Source organism: Calothrix sp. CCY 0018 (assembly GCF_963920925.1).
Taxonomy (GTDB): domain Bacteria; phylum Cyanobacteriota; class Cyanobacteriia; order Cyanobacteriales; family Nostocaceae; genus Rivularia.
On record NZ_CAWUDI010000044.1, the window covers coordinates 1 to 19,244 of the forward strand.

Consider the following 19,244-nt stretch of genomic DNA (forward strand, 5'->3'; position numbering starts at 1 on the left):
AAAATTTATCTTCCCCTTCCCTTGCCGATTTACAAGCATTCAATACAAAAATCGGTACGCCACAATCTGCTAAATTCTGAGCAATTTGTGCTGCTGTCACAACCTGCGGTGAACCATCAAGGTTTTCAAATACCAATACTCCTTGTCCCAAACCACCCAAACTATGCTGAAACCCTTGGCTGTTGGGGTCAAAATTTCCATGTCCGTCAAAGTGGACGATGTGATAAAATCCTTTGTTAGCGCTTAATTCCCGTTCAAATTCTTCAAAACTGGGGGGACGCAATACTTTTATATTGACTTTGTGACGTATTTCTGCTATAGAATCCAGCAGCGGACGCGCAATAGTTTTTAGAGCAATATCTCTTTCCCCATAGGGACGAGCAATTACCAAAAGTATATTTAGCTTATCTTGAGGTAGTGTCGGAATTTCTCCCCTTACCGCATAATCGCTCAAACTACGCGACATTCCCGCCAAAGAAGGTGCAAGAAATTGTCTGTCGCTAGGAGAATAAATCAACTCCCAAGGTAAATTTAAAATAGCGAAATCATCGGATGCGATCGCCAATTCGCAGTTATGCAAACCATCATAAGTAGCAGCTTGAAAAAACTCCCGCGCTTTCTCGCTACTGCGAAAAACCAAGTTAAATAATTGTTCTCCCCAAGTCTGTAATTTTTGCTCTATTTTTGCAGCGTCATCTGGGAAGATGCCATAAGGAAAGCGTAAATACTCTTCTAAATACCAGCGTAAATCTGTTAAAGCTTTTTTGTTAAATGGATGCTCAAATGTTACCGCATCGGCAAATCGAGGTGCTGCTTGCCCGCGCTGCCAGGAAAGTTGGATATTTTCGCCTTGATGAGTGATTCGCAAGCAGTTTTTCGCCATAGCTACGGGTAATTACTGGATCTTTATGATAACTAATAACATTGATTCACTTAGCTATAATTAAATTCCGGAAATACCTACTACCAAAACCCTGTCTCTTCCGAACGGCTGAAACTGTTGAAAAGAATGATACTAATTATGAATTAGAAGAAGCCACTGTAGCATTAGCTTGTGCTAATAATGATATTAATCTAGCTATTACTGCAAAGCAAGAACTTAGTAAGCTCTAGGTATAACCAATATCTAATTTTTCCATCGCCTTGCGCTTAGTCTCCTCCCCGCGTCGGTCATACCTACCCGTAGTAACAGGAGAAGCGTGTCCGGCTAATTTCTGCACCGTAACAATATCAACCCCCGCATCCAACAAATCAGAACAAAACGTCCTTCTAAAATCATGGGGACTAAATCGCTCAACGGACGCTTGCGTTGCCCGTTTTCTCAAAATCATCAACACAGATTGCGGAGTCATGCGCTTGTAATCTGTAAAACCCCCCTTCCTAAAAGGATGCAACAGAGGTCCCGGTCGCCTACCGCGTACACCAAGCCATTCCGTTACAGCCGCCATTGCCAGCGCAGACATATACACCGTTCTATCGACATCGCCCTTGGAACCAATAACTTCCAACTCCCCAGTCGTGACATCTAAATCCTTTAAATTCAAATTTACTACTTCCGCCCTTCTTAACCCGCACCGCAATATCCAAATTAAAGCCGCATCCCGGACACCAAGCACAGAAGAATCTTCTTGACATACCCGCATTAACGCTTTAATTTCTTCTTGTTTTAATGCCCTACCCTGCTGCTTTTTGCTAGACTTTACACAGCGTAAATCCACAGCCTTTTGGTATTGGCGTGCATCCATCAAATCCAACTTAAAAGCTTCTTCAAGTACCCTCCTCAAGGCGCACAACATCTTATTTACCGTTGCCGGGGCATATTTTTTCATCAAAGCAGAACGCACCGCAGCAGTATGCTGATACCGTAAGGATGCCCAATCAAGAGTCATGTAATCGCCCGAATTATTACTCAAAAGCTTCGCAATTACATTTAAAGCTTGTTCCATAGCTGGACGAGAACCGGGGGCAAGACTATCGAGATACACCGCCGCTGGATGCAAAGTCAGCGGAAGTGGCTCCGTTAATATTACCGTCGTAACTACCCCTGGACGCATGGATTTATCAGAATATGAGTTCTAAAAACCAATTATCCCACGCATGGGGCAAGACTATTCGCAATGAAAGTAGGCGCATAACGTGAAAATTTGAAGATCCGTTCTTTGATGCCGTTGTCTCCTTTATTTAACCGGGTGGTAAAGTTTATCTTTTTCGTTAAACCGCCACATATATTTAGCGCGATCGCGATTTTTACTCCACTCCGCGAATTCGGATGGAGTTAAGCTTTCATGTTTTTCTTTTAGCGTCGGAATGTTGACGTTAAGTCGTAATGCTAACTTTTGTTCGTCAAGCGGCTCCAATTGTGCCGGTCGTCCGCTTTGGTTGTAAGGATTGCCCGATGATTTGTATCGTCTTCCATTATTTGATGCGCCAAAATTATTATGTTGAATGGCTCCCAACGCCCCTTCTAGCTTTGCTACCCGATTGTTGAGCGCAACGAACTTTTCTTCAGTACGGGAATCTGTAGGGGTGTTATCTTTCTCGTTGATGCTACTTCTTAGTAGAATTAATTCGGATTCTAGCTTCTGCAATCGCGTTTCCGCGCTTTGCTCCACACCCGGTACTTCTCCGAGTTCGTGAATTAGCCCCCGAATTACTATATCCGTGGCGGTTTTACCCGGTTGTGGAGAAGCTGCTTTACGTAACGCGGAAGCTAAGGGCTTGGGCAATTTGAAATTCATTGACTCGCGCTCTACCCGCGTCATATCTACACCCAGGTACATACCGTATATATATAGCTTATAACGCAGTGGGGTACGAGGGAGCAATTAGCTTTACTCCGTTTGGGTGAAGTGGGTAAGAATGCAACGGATATTATGATTTTACGGAAAATTAAATATAAAGCTTCATCTGTTGTGTAAATCGTCCAACCTGCAATGGGAATTCTAGGTAAGTAGGGTGCTTATGTCTCGATTGTTATGGAATGGAAAAATTGGGCTAGCGTTGCTTTTAGTAAACGTAATCTTCTACCGTCAAGTTCTGGAATTTATATAATTATTGATGCTAATGATTGTGTATGGTATGTGGGGCAAGCTGCAAACCTTAAAAATCGGTGGATGGGTAGAACTCATCACAGGTATCCGCAATTAATTCGTTCTAACCGCAAGTTGTGTCACCGCATTTACTGGCAAGAATTTCCTTCCTATAGCTTAGACGAACGAGAAAGGTATTATATTGATTTATTTAGACCCGAATTAAACGGGTGTAAGGTTAAGAAATATTTGCCAAAACAACCGCAAGTTGAGCGAGAAATTAAGCGATTGTTAAAAGTATTAAATAAGCTAACAACGCTGTTTCCGGTAATTCGTTCTGTAGTGGTTGGCGAATATGAAGATTCAGATGGAACAACTTGTTTTTTAATATGTAGAAATATTAATGATGAGCAAATAATTTACAATTCGATGCGGAAGAGATATGCTTCTGAAGTTAGGAAAGCATGGAGTATTTATAAATACTATTGTGGTAAAGATGAGCAATTATATACTCAGGCATGGGTGTCAACTTATAATTTAGGCGGTTATAGATTTGAATTTATTGTTGTTGATTGGGAGTTTTTTAAATACCTTGAAAATAATAGGAATGCACGCACGCGATATATAGGTGAAGCGGAACTAAATGAGGTGAAGGTAAAGGCATTGAAAGACTTTAGTATTTTTGATGAACTATCTTTAGCAGAAGAGTCTACTTATACTAATAGTGAGGGTAAGAAAAGTTTAACATCTGTTGCTTATATTAATTATCGCCGACCAATACTAAGATGTATCGTACCAACTATTTAGTAGGGCTTTATTCAGCAGGCTTAGTAACATTTGGTTTACCTCGGTAGCTGAGATTGTTCCGATACAGTACGATGAAATCAACTTGCCAGATTACTTAGCAAAGGAGAATTTCTGAAATGCCCAAAGAGGTAATTGCTGCTCTGATTGCTTTAGGTGGCGTTTTCGTCTCAGTACTTGTCTCATATATTACTAGTTATAGACAAGCAAACTTAGAGATTCAGAAATTACGAGCAGAGATTCAACATCAATTCAGCAGTAAGCTTTTTGAAAAACGTCTTGAGCTATATCCTGAGCTTTACAATTATTTAAGCAAGTTTATAAGGATAATTCAGTTCAATAAAATCTCGAAAAAAGCTGTACAAGACCTTATTTCTGAAATACATGAATGGACTTCTAAGAATGCAATTTTGTTTAGTGGACCTACAGGCAGCATTAGTTACAAGCTAAGGTTATTCCTAATTGAATTATCTCAGAAATCAGATATGGAGTTGGAACAAGAGTTTTCTTCAAAAGAGGCGTTATCAGATTTAAGACGTAGAGTTCAAGAGCTAGAATTGGCATTAAAAAATGAACTTGGAATTTATGCCTTCGAGACTCCTACTGAATCTAAAGTTGCGGGGAAGTTCGGTTCATATAAAGAAATTGAGGTATGGATGAATGAACAGCGCAAAAGGCGAAGGTAAATTAAGTCTATTCTTCAGCAGACTAACAATAATGAAAAGGCGGTTACGCTTTTACTCGTGCTGATATCAAAACTTTTACCAGTTATGGTTACGTTTTTGTGTCGTTAAAATAAAAATTTATATGTTTGGTTGATGTGATTTGCCGACACCTAAATTTTATTATTCAAAAGCGATTCCTTAGCGCGTTCCGATAGTGGTTTATCATCACCTTCCACAGCCCAAAAGTAAGGACCTTGGAAAGAACCAGCACCAACTGTGCTAACGCTTAACCCTTTTTCATTAAGCGTTTGGGAATATTGTTCAATTATCCTTAAGTAATTTGGAGTACAATGATTAATGCACGAACCTTTCGTGCATAGATGGTTTATATCTCGAATTTTATTACTCGGAAGGTATATTACTCAAAGCTTCTTATTTAGATCAACTTGTGAGTATGATACGTTCATCTTCTTCACTGACCATCAAAACGTAATCTGCCATCTGTGCTGCTAAGTGGAGAACAATTGGGCGAGCTAGAGTATCTTTGTATTGCAATGCCATCCGACGTAATTCGTGTGTCAATATTGCCCAATGCTCTGGCTTATCTCCTGGTTGTATGCAAGCTACTGTTAATTCAAGTATTGCAGGGTTTGACCAGTGGAGTTGAGGTTTATCAAACTTACTGAAATCAAGCTTTTCTTTTGGCATTGTATTAGATTTTTCCCCAATACTGAGAAATATACGTTCATTATTGTCCAAATAAAATAGTCCCTCTGTTGCTACACTTATTTGTTCAAGTTCTACCAAATTATCAAACAATTTTACCTTCTGCTTTTTTGTATTATGCAGAGCATACCATTCTGGTGTTTCCCCATCCTGGCGCACTCGAACTACGCTAAGTTTTGGCATTAATTGAGGAGATTCCGTACCAAAAACTACCCCTTCTTGGGATATTTGTTTATCTTGTAACCATGTCCAATATCTTCGTATATTTTGAGCATCGCAGAGGAGTAATGTATCTTTACCTCTTAATTCTTTGCTTTGCAGCATTCGTTTAAGAAATCCTTTTATCTCCCTCTTTAATTCGTTATTATCACCTGTGATGGATATTCCTTCTGTGTTTATTTTTCTCAAGGCTTCATCGTAGGGTATCCAATTAGATAAACCATTAAAAGTAGCTTCAATTATTTGGGAATCGGAACGCATTTTTACCATAATTGGTATAAGTTGTTGTTTCCCATGAGCGCTGGTTTTAGAAGTGCGGTCAACCAACCACAAACCAACATAATTAATAGAGTCGGGAAGTGTTGCTGATGGGATAACTATGCGTGGCGGAGCTATCTGTACTCCCAGCGAACGTAGTAGGTCTAAAAAAGAAGTTATCGCTTTCTGTGGTAGTTCTTCTTGTAATTCTTTAATTTCGTTTCGCTCTCGGTTGTTTAACTCTCTACCTTTTTCTTTTGCTAGCTTCTCATATTTATTTTTAACTTCCTCATGTTCGGGGACAATAAATTTTGATACTCTGTCAATTTTTTCTTGAGCAAAGCCTAAGCGGATAGCTGCTTGGGGGTCTGTCCATTCAGGTTTCCAATGGTTTTCACCATACAATTCAACTAATACTCCTACTCTTCCTGTTACAGGTGGCATTTTATTAACTATTTCTGCTATTTCATCCATTCGGATGTTGATAGCTTTTTCTCGTGGTCCGGAAGTTGGTTTCTTCTTATTATCTGTAGATAAAGGTAAACGTTCTGCCAATTTACCTATTGCTTGGGTGCGTATAGTTACAGTCAAATCTATATCTGGGAATTTATGAGTATTTGCTGTTGATGTTTTCAATCCCAGGCAATACCATACTGCTTTTATAAGTGCATCGCGTGTTGAGGAGTTAATGTACCAAATTTCAATTGTTAGCTCTTTACCAATACAGTTACGTATGGCTTCGCAAAGTCTTTTCCCTTCCAAACTAAGTTTTTCTGCAAATTGTGCTAATAAATTTTCATACCTCACTTCAAATTCTTCATCTGTTTCAGCTTCTTTTTTAGAAAAACTTGTCCTTTCTGATTCTTGCTTTTTTAAAAGCTTATCGTATTTAACTTGGAATTTTTCTGATGATTCCGAAACTTTTTTTTGAAGAAGTTTATTTTTATCTAATTCTTGTTTTTTTAATAGATTCTCATACCGAGTTTTGAATTGCTCCTCTGATTCCGCTTTTCTTCTTTTTGGGACACCCATTGTCCAAGATGTTCCATCTGGCTTAGGTAAGTCAAATATTTTAGCGGATTTTTTGGTATTAATTTTATATTGAAACCGCTCATAGTTTATTAACTCCCAATCATCTTTTAACGATAATGCAATTTGTTCAATTAATTGACGACGGTTCTTTGGTGGTAATCCTTTCCCTACTTTATGACCTGGAATTATCCCGTCTTTATAAGTAATACAAATGTTGGGAATATCCTGAATATTAAGTGATTGTATGGGATTAGCTAAAATTTCTTGTGGAGTATAAGAAAGAGGGTTAAATTTATCTAATAAACTAGCTAAATTATTATCCCATTTAGGCTCTCCTTTCCATACCAGTGGAGCAATTTGAAAGTATTCGGTATACCCATAAGGATTTATCTTTTCGCCCCATTTAACCTTGGTACGAATATATACAGAGCTAGCTTGTCCTCCTAGTAGCAAACGAGTATCGTTCATACTGCACCACCGCCGTATGCTCATATCGCATTGCAGTTGGGGATATGGCTGGAACGGAACAGTTTGTACTTTTAAAGTCAGAACTATTGAGTAATAGTAATTACGTTTGTTGTGCGTGTGTGGCAGAGGAGGGAAAGATATCAATTCCGCTCCTCCTCCTTCCGATGGCGCACAGCGATAAAATTGAATTGTTTCATCATCCAATTTGAACTTTAAATCTGGGTCACTCAGTTGTGTTGCGAGAATGTCAGGCAATAGAATAAAACTATCTGCATCCTCGGTAATATCGGCAGTTCCGTTATCAAACTGTTTCCATAATTCTGTTTTGAGAGTCACCGATTCCCACTTGAAATTGTTGGGGGACAATAACACCCGCATTACGGCTTCTCGTTGGTCATAAGTTATCCCCTTTTTGGGTTTGCTGGGGTTCTCATCAGGAAACTCAGTATCTAGCCAATGCGAAAAAATTACTAATAATTTATCTGTTGGAATTTTAGCTGGGCTATATAACCAAAATTTCTCCCAAATTTTACCAATGTAAATTAAACCGGGTATGCTTGCCCTCAGAGCAGCATTGAGAGATGTAATGGGAATACTTACTTTGTTATTGGAACGATTGTCTCTTACTGCAACAAGATTTTTGATTAAATCTTTGGCTTCTTGTGGGAACTTCAGTGCATAAAATTGTTTTTCAGGTAAGTCGTGTTTGAGTTGGAAAGCGCACAGGCGAATTTTGTTGTATTGAGCTGACATAAATTAAATTAGGTGGTGAAATGTTTATAAAAAAATATCAGAAAAGATTTTTGGTGTTGGCGATCGCGTCATAAAATGGGCGATAAAGTGCCTGAACTATTTGCTTATCAATTTTGTTAGTTTGCTCCTCTGAGTCTTCAAAATAAGGCTGTAGCAAATCTCGGATACCAACAAGGATACTGGTTGAAGGTGTATCTTCTTGTTCGTTCATCTGTGCAACGTTTAGCCCAAATTTGGCATCGCACCAAAATAATTCTGCGTTACTACCACCGCGAATCAGACGACCTACCACTTGCCAGAGAGAAACGGTAATATCCCAATGCATCGCTTTTAGGTTCTCTTCATCAAGGGTTCTTAGTCTTATTGGTAGATGTAGCAACCGCAGCCATTGACGATAAGCTTCATCTCGAAAATTAGTACCTAACTCCTCAAGATTTTTCCCTGTAGCTGTTTTATAGTTTTCAATTGCCCAACGGTTGATGGAGTGAATTGCATAGCTGAGGTCGTCAGGGCTTGGGTGGGGTAGAACCAGGAAGTAAGCAGCCCCAATTGCTGCCATGCCATTTTCATCAACAATATTGTGACCGCGCTCCATTGCTTTTAGCGGAGCTATTAAAATTACTTTGTCAGGTTTGTAAGCTAACTCAGATACTCGTCCTCGTTGCAACGTGTCATAACTTTCGTTTTCTGAGTCATCATCTAACCACTCAGATTTATTATCATCTTTTATTAATGCTATAACTCGGTTTCCCCAACCTAAACTAATTAGATGGTCGTGGACTATTTTTACCTGTTCGTAGCTGTTAACTGCTAGTAGGATTTTCCGTCCTTTAAGGTCAGTTAGTTTTTGCTCAAGATATTCTTCTTCTACTAACTTAGTGACAATTTTCTCCAAATTCTTCTGTTTTTTATCCCCTGTTCCTGATACAAAAATTGGTTTATTTTGGTTATCGTATAGTTGTAAAAATTCTGAGTAGATTGAAAATTCCTTACCAGTATTTGGCGACAGGACTCCGGTTACTGGTATATCAACATGGTATGCCGGAGATTTACCCGCCCAACTGGTTCCTGACATCAGCAATACGTGAGGACTTGCGATGTTGTCACTGGTGAATAAATCATTGAAGTGTAAAAGCGACCAACGACCAACTCCCGTACAACGGAAGAATCGCAAACTTCCTAACTGTGCTTTGTAAGATTTGTGATACTGGAATGCAAACTGATTTCCCATTGGCATTGCTGGGATTACAGAATTATAGTCGGCGGGTGGTGCCTGAAACCACATTGAATCTTCTGCTTCTAGGTTAAGAATTTCTTGTACCTGTTTCCATCGGCTCATCATGAAACGGAGCTTCTGTTGTAAAACACAAACTAATAAAGCAAACTCTAACTTAATGGCTATTTCTTGACTCTTCTGGGGTTCTAAAGGAATTGTGGCTTTTTCATCAACCCATTTACGAAGAGCTTCCTTCTTACCACTACCTTTATGAGTTAGTGTAAAAAGTGAGTCTTTATCGTAATCTAAATTATTTATATAAGGTTCAAATATATCCTTCATTAAATTGTCGGCATTTTCAATTCCGGCTAAATCAATAGCAACTTCTCGCAACAGTAACCAATCGGTAAAATATTTTTTATTATTTTGCCATTGAATTAATTCAGGACAATCCCCTCCTAACATCCAATAAATTTGGTCTGTTACTCGTTTAGCTTGTTGACAAGCATCCCACCAATCACTAGCAATTTTTTTGCTAAGTGGTTGAGAATTTTGGCGTTTTAATTCAGTGTCAACTTTCTGTAAAACTTTATCCAACCAAGCATCTCTTGTTGGTCGGCATAATGTTTGTTCGGGGCTAAATGCTTTATCTAGATAAGCTTGATATTGGTCTACTTCATCTATAATTACTAAGTCGCTACGCTTCCAAACCAACTCAGTATAAAGTAAACTTTCTCGGTTTATCTGTTGTGGTACTCTACTGTAAATTAAACTTCCTGGTGTAGCAATCCAAATAGAAGCTTTTACTAAGTCACGTTCTTTTTGATGGTAAGAGCATACACTATAAGCAGGACAAGCCGCTTTTACTTGGGATGAATTTGACTGTTTCTCCGAAGGCTCATCATTTTCTGTGTCTGTTGCTTCTGACAAATTAATTAATTCTAAAGACGAACAAGGTTGTTGATTTATTTCAAAAGGTTTTGTCATTTCGGGCTTAACCAAACCACTTAACAGGCAAGTATTACCTAACCATTGAAAGCCAGTATGAATTTGATTAAATGGTTCTTCTGGATGGTTATTGTAAACAGCTTGATGCAAGCGATTAATATGACTCTTTCTGTTTGAATTTCCTAATATTGGAGCGACATTGGTAATTCCTACATCAGCAAAAGTCTTCGCCAATTCAAATATTTGGAGAACATCTCCTACTATTAACGTAACGTGCAGTCCTTTTCTTGCTGACCAAACTGCCAGAACTTTCATTAAATTTGATTTACCTGATGATACCATCCCTACCAGATGCATCATCCTATTTATAGTCAGGGATTCGACTGGAACTAAACAATCGTTATCACCAAATACCTGAAATTTGGTATTCTTTATCCAATTTTTCCACAGTGGTTTTAGCCCCCGCTTCTTAATTTGTTTATCCATCCATGCTGCGGTATCTTCCAGTTCTTTCCAAGTTATACTTATAGGTTCGCGCCTTTGATTACTAGTTAAATCGTGACCGTTTGGCGGAGTTTTTACTAGTGCAGAAGGAATTGTAATTGTTTCTATGATTCCGTTAACTTTACATTTATATGTTTGGTCAGCTTCAGCCCATTTTATTTCGTGTCTTTTGAACAATGGGATAGAAGATTTTAAGGTTTTAGCATATACGTCAAATCTAAAATTTGCAGTTGTTATATTGGTATTTATTTGGAAATCGTTTAGAGATTCAGATACTTCATATCCTCGCCTATCTACTGGCTCTGAGCGATAATTTTTAAGTGCTTCATCCCACAGATATGGTCTTCTGTAATTTGTCAGCAAATGACGTGCAGAGGCATACATTTTATGCTGCGAATGGTTCCAATTTTTGAATTCTGGGATAGAAAAAGGATAACCTGTTAGTAATATCCAGAGAATTTTTGCAGGTGCATTTGGAACTAAAGAACTTAATAAATATAGTCCCAATTCCACATCACATAAGATTTCGTCTAATCCTTCTTTGATTAGTCGATTTCGCCATTCCTTTGTATTTCTCATATTTATGCATTTCTCATGATTGGCATTCTGAATTTTTATGAACGTATTAATAATTTACAAATATCTAATTCAATAGATTTTATAAAGAAAATCGAAGTGCTATATTCATCAAATTGTTAGCGATTGACAACGAATTAATTTTTTCTCAACTTCTTGAATAAAAGCATCTTCAAACATTACCTGTGACTTTTTAAATTGAACTGGACAATGATTTATAAATTCTTGAATATACTCGTCCCCGTATTCTTTAATTTCGTCAGCAAAGACAAAAAATGCTTCATTATATGGCTGATGAGGAAGTTTAGGGATAGGCTCGTTAACGCTCTTTGCTAAGTTATATGCAGATTCCCAAAACTTGACATCAACTGCCCAGACGGTTTTATCAGGAAAGACAATATGCAAGTCGTATTTATCACAATCAGGATAAAGAGTAACTTCTAGCTCTAACTCTTTGATGCGTTTTTCTATTCTTAATTCCGCACACCCAGGACGGTGAACAAAATATCGCAGCCCCCTTTTTAGCCATAAAACTTCATCATCTTTATCGCACTCAAAAGGAACTGATTCTTTCCTTTGTTTCTTGCAATGCTTATTCTCGCACTTTAATTGATTGTCCGTAGTCCGATGCATTAACCCACCACAGTAACCACAGCAGTAAAACTTCCCCTGTTTTTTGTAAGAAACTGGAGCGACTGAATAGCTATCTTCTAATACTTTTTGTAATGGCTTAAGTTCGAGAACACTTTTAACATCTAAGTCTCCTTTTGTAATAACAGGATGGGTGACAAGTAAACGGCGAAACTCTACATATAAGCTTGGGTTTTCTGCCGACTTTTTAAACACTTCTTCCATCACCTCCTTTTGAATTCTGTCGGCTTCATTAATATATGACCCGTCTAACTCAATACAAAATCCACTAGGCTTTTGGTCTTCTATAAATCGAACATCCTTCCACTCTTCTGGGGAGTTAATTTCAATAGTCCAATCCTTTATAGGAAGTTCCCCCCAATTACTGAGAAATTCTGGAACCCCTTGAGGTTGGGTTTTATTTTGCATCACACAAAAAGCTTGTAACTTTTCTACTCCCAGTTGCAGAACAGGTGGATAAGGAAAAAGTTTCTGCTTTTGAATTTGTTGTGCATACTGCACTACCCCCTTAGCTATTTGACGTAGAGTTGATTCATCATCCGTTGTCTTTACATTTTTTGAACTTGCCTTTGTCTTGCGATTAGGTTTAGTACCGGGTACGTAAGAGTTTATGTCAAATCTCCTCTGCCCAGATGGTGTCCTGATTGCATGAATCTTGCCCGCTGCTTCCCACCGCCTCAAGGAATCTACACTCACCCCCAGCCGTCGTGCTGCCTCTTTGGGACTTACATACTCTGTAATAGCTTTTTCCTCAATTCTTGTTTTCTAAAATAACACAAATGCATAGTTTTTCCTATGCAAACCTATGCATTTTTACAAAATAATTCTGTGTAGTTGCTGAAAAACTTACATACTTAGACTTTTAGCTCATCAAACCTACTATTAATGGCTTCAGCTTAAATAAGTGTGTTGCTTGCATTGCTTATCAGTAGAACACCTTCCTTGTCTAGCTTGTTCGCGTTTAACCAAGCTTGCCGCTTTCTTTCTACTTTTGTAGTACTAATGTACAATTAGATTGCTGTTTTTTGGCGCGGACATCTAGACCGATTCCAGCCAAATACACAGTGACATCTACTCCTGAATTCTTGGAGGTAAGCAATGAAAGAATTTAATGATGCTCAGGAATTAACTCAACTGCAAAAAGCAGAGTATGCAGCCCAACACTTTGCCGAGGCAGTTTACCACGAATGTAGAGCTTGGACAGTAGTTACGAGAAAAACTTATGGCGTGCGATCGCTTTTTCGGGATGTTAAAAGCGAGCTGGTAAAAGAGATTGTTGAAGAGAAAAATATGAACCACATCCGGAATTCCATCCATGTTGTCTCAGATAGCGGCTATATCAAGTTCACGCCGAATGAGGCGTACTTGATAGCAAAATCGTTATTGCCGGAAGAAAGTGGGGAAGGCACAGCTTTATAATTGCGTTTTCCTTGTTTTGGAAATGGGACAAAATTGCAATAAAAATTTATTGGGGGAGGCGACAAAAGAGGTGTCATGACGCTCAAATTACGACTGGTTGGAATTTGGGCGTAAGAACGAGGCTGCATTCAATGCAAAAAGATTACCCGTAGTGAGCGCTCGATCGGACATATGGTAATATTTTTCGAGAAGCGCGATGTGTACTATAAATATGTCTTGCAACGTCCGCTTATAGATTAAAAACGTGAAATCAGTAGAGTTATTTACGGGTGCCGGAGGTTTGGCGATAGGAACAGCTATGGCTGGTTTCCATCACCTAGCACTCGTCGAACGGGATAAGCATAGCTGCCACACTATCCGCGAAAATCAACAGCGAGGTATTGCCTTTGTTAGCGACTGGTGCGTCCATCAGATGGACGTGGCGGATTTTGATTATTCTACCGTTAATGGAGAAATAGATTTACTGGCTGGTGGTCCGCCCTGTCAGCCGTTTTCTATTGGCGGTAGGCATGGTGCCCATCAAGACTCGCGGGATATGTTCCCCCGTTTTTTTCAAGCTGTACGCGAATTACGTCCTAAAGCTTTTCTAATTGAGAACGTGCGGGGGTTACTGCGTAAAAATTTTATCAATTATTTTGAGTATATTACTCTACAACTTGCTCACCCAGAGCTAGAGCCTAAACCGGATGAATCTTGGGTTGACCATTTGGCACGGCTGGAACGTTATCACAACAGTAGTATCAGTGATGACCTTGGTTATCGGATTACTTTTAGGTTGCTCAATGCAGCTGATTACGGCGTACCACAAAAACGCTCGCGAGTTTTTATAGTAGGTTTCCGCTCCGATCTAAATACTAATTGGTCATTTCCCGAACCAACCAATACCAAAGAGGCGTTGATTTGGCACAAGTGGGTAACAGGTGAATATTGGGAAAAGCACAGTATTTCTAGTAAGAACCGTCCAGAAATGCCATCAAAATTGCGGTCGCGTTTGGAACGATTTGGACCAAACTTGTTGGGAACAATGGCTGCCCCCTGGTGTACTATCCGCGATGCTATTTCTGACCTACCACCACCTGAAAATGTTGATATAGCTGCATCGATACCCAATCATGTTTATAATCCAGGGGCGAGAAGTTATCCAGGACACACAGGTAGTCCTTTAGATGAGCCAGCTAAAACCTTGAAAGCTGGGGTACATGGTGTTCCTGGTGGTGAGAATATGCTTGCCTTGCCAACTGGGGAAGTGCGTTATTTTACGGTACGGGAGGCAGCGAGGTTGCAGACTTTCCCCTCGGACTACTATTTCCCCTGTACCTGGGGTGAGTCGATGCGCCAAATTGGGAATGCTGTACCTGTGAGCCTTGCTTATATTATTGCTTCTAGTATCCGCGACCATTTACACGAAGTTTGCCACAAAGATACGGGCAGTGGGAAGCTTTACAACAAATCGACTGTCAGATCAAAATAGTAAGTGCTGTCTAGTTCTAATTACCATGCCCTTAGAGGTTTTTCAGGCACCTGCCACCTTGCGCGAACAGTTAATCGAGTTTCAATCTAGACAGCAATGCTATCCTTTTACGGAACTCGACCAACTTAAAGAGGAGTTGGCTGGCTATGTTGGTATCTATTTACTTTACTACAGGGGACAACTTCCTCTGTACTCAAGTATCCGGACTGCCAATCAGCACTCCTGTTGTATGCCAATTTACATCGGGAAGGCGGAAAATCCAGGTAAGCGTACTGGGAAGGGAAGCGTTGCGGGAGGCTTGATAGGGCGTTTAAGGGAGCATAGAAGTTCCATTCGCCAAGTAAACAATCTTGATATTGCGGATTTTGATTTTACAGTCGTGGCAATGGCGGTTGATTTAGTTGCTTGGGGAGAAGCTGTGCTAATACGGCACTTCCAGCCCGTGTGGTGCAGTATTATTTCTGGCTTTGGTATCCATGCACCGGGTAAGGGACGAGGAGCGCAGATGCGTTCGATGTGGGATGAAATACATCCCGGACGGTCATTTGCAGTACAGTTACCAGCTAATCCGGTTACTATTGAGAGTTTGCAGCCCCAGGTGGCGCAACATTGTCAGAATTTAGCCGTGCGCTTGGGGTGTCCGATGGAAGAACGGTAACAAGCGGATTTATTGCTCGTTAATAGTTTTCTTTTTAACCGCGCTGCTTTATGTTTGTTTGTAAAATGTGAATGCGATCGCGCTTTCCCGAAAGCGCGAAGGTTGTTATAAATCTTTTTTAATAAATCTGGTAGATTCAAAACCAATTTTATTCAAAAATTATAGGACTACCATTAAAATGCCCATAAATATTATTCGCTTCTAACCAATTGGGTAATGTTCTTTCCACTTCTTCCAATTCGTTACCATTATCGTCAACTAAGCCGTGTACAATTTGCACTCTAGATAATGGTGTTTCTCCATTGGCGGAAAACTTTTTAAGTTGAATTGTTCCCGATTTTCTGGCTTCAAATGTTCCTTCTACGGTACTTTCATTAGTAAAATAATGATTGATACCAATGAAGTATTCTTTGGCTTTACGAGTGTCTGTAAGGTGCATTGAGAAGAATTTCATTGCTGCTTCTTTACAGCTATCAATTTTCTTCAGGTTGGTAAATTCATCAATAATGATTTGCTGTTTTGTAGACGGTTTTTCTTTGATTCGCTGTAACCATCTATCAGTTGCATCCTCCAAAGACTGTCCGATTTCTTCTTCTGATTCGGCTTTTGATGTTGCATCTAATAATTTCCATACTTCCCAATTTTCTCCGGTAGCGTGTCTATCAATTAGTTGGTAAATTGGTGCATCGAAGCAGTATTTACGAATTAATGCGATCGCACCAGCGGTATTGGTTTTACCGCTACCTTGTGAACCAATCAGCCACAGGGGTTTAGCGTTTTTGATCAGGTCATATAGCCAACCGTCTTCATGGGTTTTTAGAGCTTCTATTAGGGAATTAACTAACTGTTTGTCGCTTCCTTGTTGAGTAATATTTGATTGAGATGATTTTTTGTTTTGTAGCTTCTCTATTTCTTTTTCTGCTTTATGTTTATCTAGTAGATTGGATGCAATTTGTTTGTCCATTTGGGAATGATTTACGGCTCTGGCTTTGAGATAATCTTCGAGTTGCAGTTGGTTTTTAATAGCTTCGTTTTCGTCGTCGGTTAGCCCTAATTCTTTTCTTTGCTGTAAGTCTTCTTGGGTTAAGCCGTCTTTTAAAATATCTGTATGTAATGAGCAGGAATGTTGTTTAATATCTCGTTTGCGTCTGTGTTGCTGCCAATTATAATAAGCCGTGCTTTTCTCTTCTTCTCCTAATTGGTAATCGGTTCTTTTAAGCCTACCGACGCGAGAAGCTAGCGTTAGGGAAATACCCCACAATCCAAGAATAGAAGCTACATTACCGTATATTTGATAAGGGTTATCTCTAGGGATAATTCTTACTAAGCTAATTGTGCTACCCATGTATGGAATAATTGAGCCATAACTGTTATATTTATCCCACTCTTCTGCAAGAACATATCTTGGTTGATGGCAGTATTTATTATCTAATTTTTCTTGCTCTTTTAAGTCATAGTATTTCAGCTTTTTGGCTTTCTTCTTATCGGCTAATATGTTCTCTTTTTTATTGGCTGATTTAGGACAAAATTGTATTTGTGCTAATGGGTATGGTTGGCGAGAATGGGAAAAGCAGAAGCCGGTTAACCCGACTACTGCTGATATGATAATTGTAGATAGTTCAATTCTATTTCTACTCATCTCCTGCTAATAATAAATAAAGAACCAAGTACTATACCTGCTGCAATACCAATTGATAACCAAGGGTCTAACCAAGGTCTTTCTTGATAAATAGTCTGAATATCGGCGCTGATTTGATATGCGCTATCTGTAGTCATTTGCTGGAAGTATTGATAATCTTTGATTGCGAGCCAAGTGCTTCCAGCAGCAATTACAAAGCCACCAATTATTTTTACTGGTTTCTCCATTCCTTCTACCTCAAATCCGTCGTTATAATTAGCTCTAAACCCAGATAAACCAACTATTGAACTAATAGAACAAATAGAAAAACACAATCCTGCTGCAAGCCATAGAGATGCACCACCGTTGATTAATAATAGTAGTCGTGCGAGAAAAAATCCGCTAGCACTTAATGACCAACTTATGAAATATTTCTGTACCAGTTCTGTTGTTTGAATAACTTGTTTTCTGTGCTTTTTTCGTTGTTCTAAATGCTGTATTAAGTCTTTGGGTAATTGAGTATCTGGTGTAGTTTCTGAATGTTCTTGTTCTTCTAATTCGTTAAATTGCTCAATCATATGTTAATGAATGTTGGGGGAAGTTAGAAGTTGGATAATTGAAGAAGAAAGATGGTTGATGAATTACAACGCATTTAGTATCGTTTTTCCAAAAACTTGAATCATAGATACTAAATAAAGTAGTAGGGAAGAATGTTTTAGCAGTATTAGAGAATCTTTTCTTCTTCCTTCTTCCTTCTGATTAAAATCCAAGAATCGTATCTTTAATCTTTTGAATTATTGAACGACCTGCATATTGTTTCTTGGGTTTTAAATCATCTCTAGCATTGTCACCAGCATCAAGATAATAGTTACCTAATTCTTTATCGTGTTGTAAATCAATTGTTTGCTGCCTTACTTCTGTCTTTAATTCTTCTTGCAGCATCTTGTATTCGCCATCAATACTCATCATATGTCTATCAATCCAAGCTTTTAATGTAATATGTTCTGTAGCTTGTTTATGGCGTAATTTTTCTTTGCTTTTAGCTCCTTCAAAGTCAAGGTTTAATTCTTCTAATTGATTTGCTAGTTTATCGTCGGCGAGGATGGATGATTGGATTTCTCGTTCAATACGTTCTCCACTTACACCCGCTTGTTTATAAATAGCTGCAAGAGTTGTGTTTAAATCTTCTGTTCCTTTTATTGCAGCTAGCATATTGTCTTTAACTTTTGGTGCAAATTCACTTATTTTTGCTCCATCATTGCCCATTTGACCTATTAGTTTTAGTGCTTTTTTATCGCCCATTAATGCTCTATAAACTAGGTTTGTAGAAGCGTTAAATTTACCGCGAAGTTGTTTTTCTAGGTGGCGAGATTTTGAAGAAACCAAGTTTTTTAGCTTGCCAGTATTTTTCACAGCGATTAATCCTCTCTTGAGTTAGTATTTCCGTGCATTGATAGTGCATCCACTGTTGGTATTGTTCTATTCGGTTTTTACGAGCTAGGTAGGCTTGGTATTTAAAGTGATAGCTGATTGATTGGTAACAGTAATCTATTAGGAATAAAGCAGGAATTATTATTACTAATAGCCTAAATAAATTTTGAAAATGCAGTTCTCTACTGTGTTTTGAATGCTGCTGCGAGACTTTTGGAGAAGCTTTTGAGACTAGAACTTTTTTGCTCTAACACCTCCTTTGTTGTTATGGCTCCTTCTACACTTTTTCTTTGCAAGGTGGTAGTTCTTTTATTGATATAGTCACGCAGGTTGCTGTTGCTAGCATCAATTTGTTGTTCAACTTCATCAAATTTACTTTGGGCGTAATTTTTGATTGATGAGTTGATAGTTTCTACAGCACTAACAAAGTCGGTAAGTGAGTCGTTAACGGTTTGGGAGATATCTGTGATTTCTGATTCGTCTAGCTTAATACCCAAAGATTCAGCTTGTACTGATATCAATTGCTCTTTTTGCTGATTGGTAATAGCTGTTGAGTTGGGTGTAGATGCATGATGCTCGTCCGATAAAGCAGATGTAATTTCTTCTGGTTCCGATACCGTCAATTCTGTATTTTGATGTTTATCTAAAAGCAATTGGGTAATCGTATCAATTTCCTCTTCTTCTAAAGCTTGAGGGGAGTAACCCAATGCAGCAATTTCACTCGTCAAATCTTGCTTTGATATTGAAATTGATTTCCTAGATAACCTGCTCTGAATTCTTTTGACTAAATCTGCCATT

15 protein-coding genes are annotated in these 19,244 nt (G+C 38.8%); 5 read left to right on the forward strand and 10 right to left on the reverse strand.

Annotated features, from left to right (window positions below):
- From ACM03V_RS26205 to ACM03V_RS26215, 3 genes are all read right to left on the reverse strand, one after another.
- On the reverse strand, window positions 1-883 hold an 883-nt coding region (locus tag ACM03V_RS26205), incomplete at its 3' end, for a CHAT domain-containing protein (RefSeq protein WP_414623736.1).
- Window positions 884-1,109: 226 nt separating this feature from the next.
- Window positions 1,110-2,054, reverse strand: a complete 945-nt coding sequence (locus ACM03V_RS26210; RefSeq protein WP_414623737.1) for a tyrosine-type recombinase/integrase — start codon at window positions 2,052-2,054, stop codon at window positions 1,110-1,112.
- A 123-nt stretch (window positions 2,055-2,177) separates the two neighbouring features.
- A complete protein-coding gene (locus tag ACM03V_RS26215; protein WP_414623738.1) occupies window positions 2,178-2,825 on the reverse strand; it encodes a hypothetical protein in 648 nt (215 codons plus the stop codon).
- A gap of 150 nt (window positions 2,826-2,975) precedes the next feature.
- Between ACM03V_RS26215 and ACM03V_RS26220 the strand changes: the two genes are divergently transcribed.
- Complete coding sequence (locus tag ACM03V_RS26220) at window positions 2,976-3,836, forward strand: GIY-YIG nuclease family protein (protein WP_414623739.1); 861 nt, start codon at window positions 2,976-2,978, stop codon at window positions 3,834-3,836.
- 116 nt (window positions 3,837-3,952) lie between these two features.
- Window positions 3,953-4,519: a hypothetical protein gene (locus ACM03V_RS26225; protein WP_414623740.1), complete on the forward strand. Its 567-nt coding sequence runs from the start codon at window positions 3,953-3,955 to the stop codon at window positions 4,517-4,519.
- A 420-nt stretch (window positions 4,520-4,939) separates the two neighbouring features.
- On the opposite strand, the gene ACM03V_RS26230 is transcribed toward ACM03V_RS26225, so the two are convergent.
- The 3 genes from ACM03V_RS26230 to ACM03V_RS26240 form a co-directional block, all read right to left on the reverse strand.
- Window positions 4,940-7,954, reverse strand: coding sequence for an RNaseH domain-containing protein (locus ACM03V_RS26230; RefSeq protein ID WP_414623741.1), 3,015 nt, complete (start codon window positions 7,952-7,954; stop codon window positions 4,940-4,942).
- A 37-nt stretch (window positions 7,955-7,991) separates the two neighbouring features.
- Entirely contained in the window at window positions 7,992-11,201 is a 3,210-nt protein-coding gene (locus ACM03V_RS26235) for a hypothetical protein (RefSeq protein ID WP_414623742.1), read from the reverse strand.
- 108 nt (window positions 11,202-11,309) lie between these two features.
- Window positions 11,310-12,605, reverse strand: a complete 1,296-nt coding sequence (locus tag ACM03V_RS26240) for a MerR family DNA-binding transcriptional regulator (RefSeq protein ID WP_414623786.1) — start codon at window positions 12,603-12,605, stop codon at window positions 11,310-11,312.
- A gap of 342 nt (window positions 12,606-12,947) precedes the next feature.
- Between ACM03V_RS26240 and ACM03V_RS26245 the strand changes: the two genes are divergently transcribed.
- The 3 genes from ACM03V_RS26245 (at window position 12,948) to ACM03V_RS26255 (ending at window position 15,397) form a co-directional block, all read left to right on the forward strand.
- Window positions 12,948-13,268 (forward strand): hypothetical protein, encoded by a 321-nt coding sequence (locus tag ACM03V_RS26245; protein ID WP_414623743.1) that lies wholly within the window; start codon window positions 12,948-12,950, stop codon window positions 13,266-13,268.
- 244 nt (window positions 13,269-13,512) lie between these two features.
- Window positions 13,513-14,739 (forward strand): DNA cytosine methyltransferase, encoded by a 1,227-nt coding sequence (locus tag ACM03V_RS26250; RefSeq protein ID WP_414623744.1) that lies wholly within the window; start codon window positions 13,513-13,515, stop codon window positions 14,737-14,739.
- A gap of 25 nt (window positions 14,740-14,764) precedes the next feature.
- A complete protein-coding gene (locus tag ACM03V_RS26255; protein ID WP_414623745.1) occupies window positions 14,765-15,397 on the forward strand; it encodes an Eco29kI family restriction endonuclease in 633 nt (210 codons plus the stop codon).
- Between the two features lie 148 nt (window positions 15,398-15,545).
- Here ACM03V_RS26255 and ACM03V_RS26260 read toward each other — a convergent pair whose 3' ends face one another.
- From ACM03V_RS26260 to ACM03V_RS26275, 4 genes are all read right to left on the reverse strand, one after another.
- The gene (locus tag ACM03V_RS26260; protein WP_414623746.1) at window positions 15,546-17,036 is read right to left on the reverse strand and encodes a hypothetical protein; all 1,491 of its coding nucleotides are present in this window, start codon (window positions 17,034-17,036) and stop codon (window positions 15,546-15,548) included.
- The gene (locus ACM03V_RS26265; protein ID WP_414623747.1) at window positions 17,033-17,593 is read right to left on the reverse strand and encodes a hypothetical protein; all 561 of its coding nucleotides are present in this window, start codon (window positions 17,591-17,593) and stop codon (window positions 17,033-17,035) included. The genes ACM03V_RS26260 and ACM03V_RS26265 overlap by 4 nt, the downstream gene beginning before the upstream one ends.
- 181 nt (window positions 17,594-17,774) lie before the next feature.
- A complete protein-coding gene (locus ACM03V_RS26270) occupies window positions 17,775-18,428 on the reverse strand; it encodes a hypothetical protein (protein WP_414623748.1) in 654 nt (217 codons plus the stop codon).
- Window positions 18,429-18,628: 200 nt separating this feature from the next.
- Complete coding sequence (locus tag ACM03V_RS26275) at window positions 18,629-19,243, reverse strand: hypothetical protein (protein WP_414623749.1); 615 nt, start codon at window positions 19,241-19,243, stop codon at window positions 18,629-18,631.
- Window position 19,244: the final 1 nt, after the last annotated feature.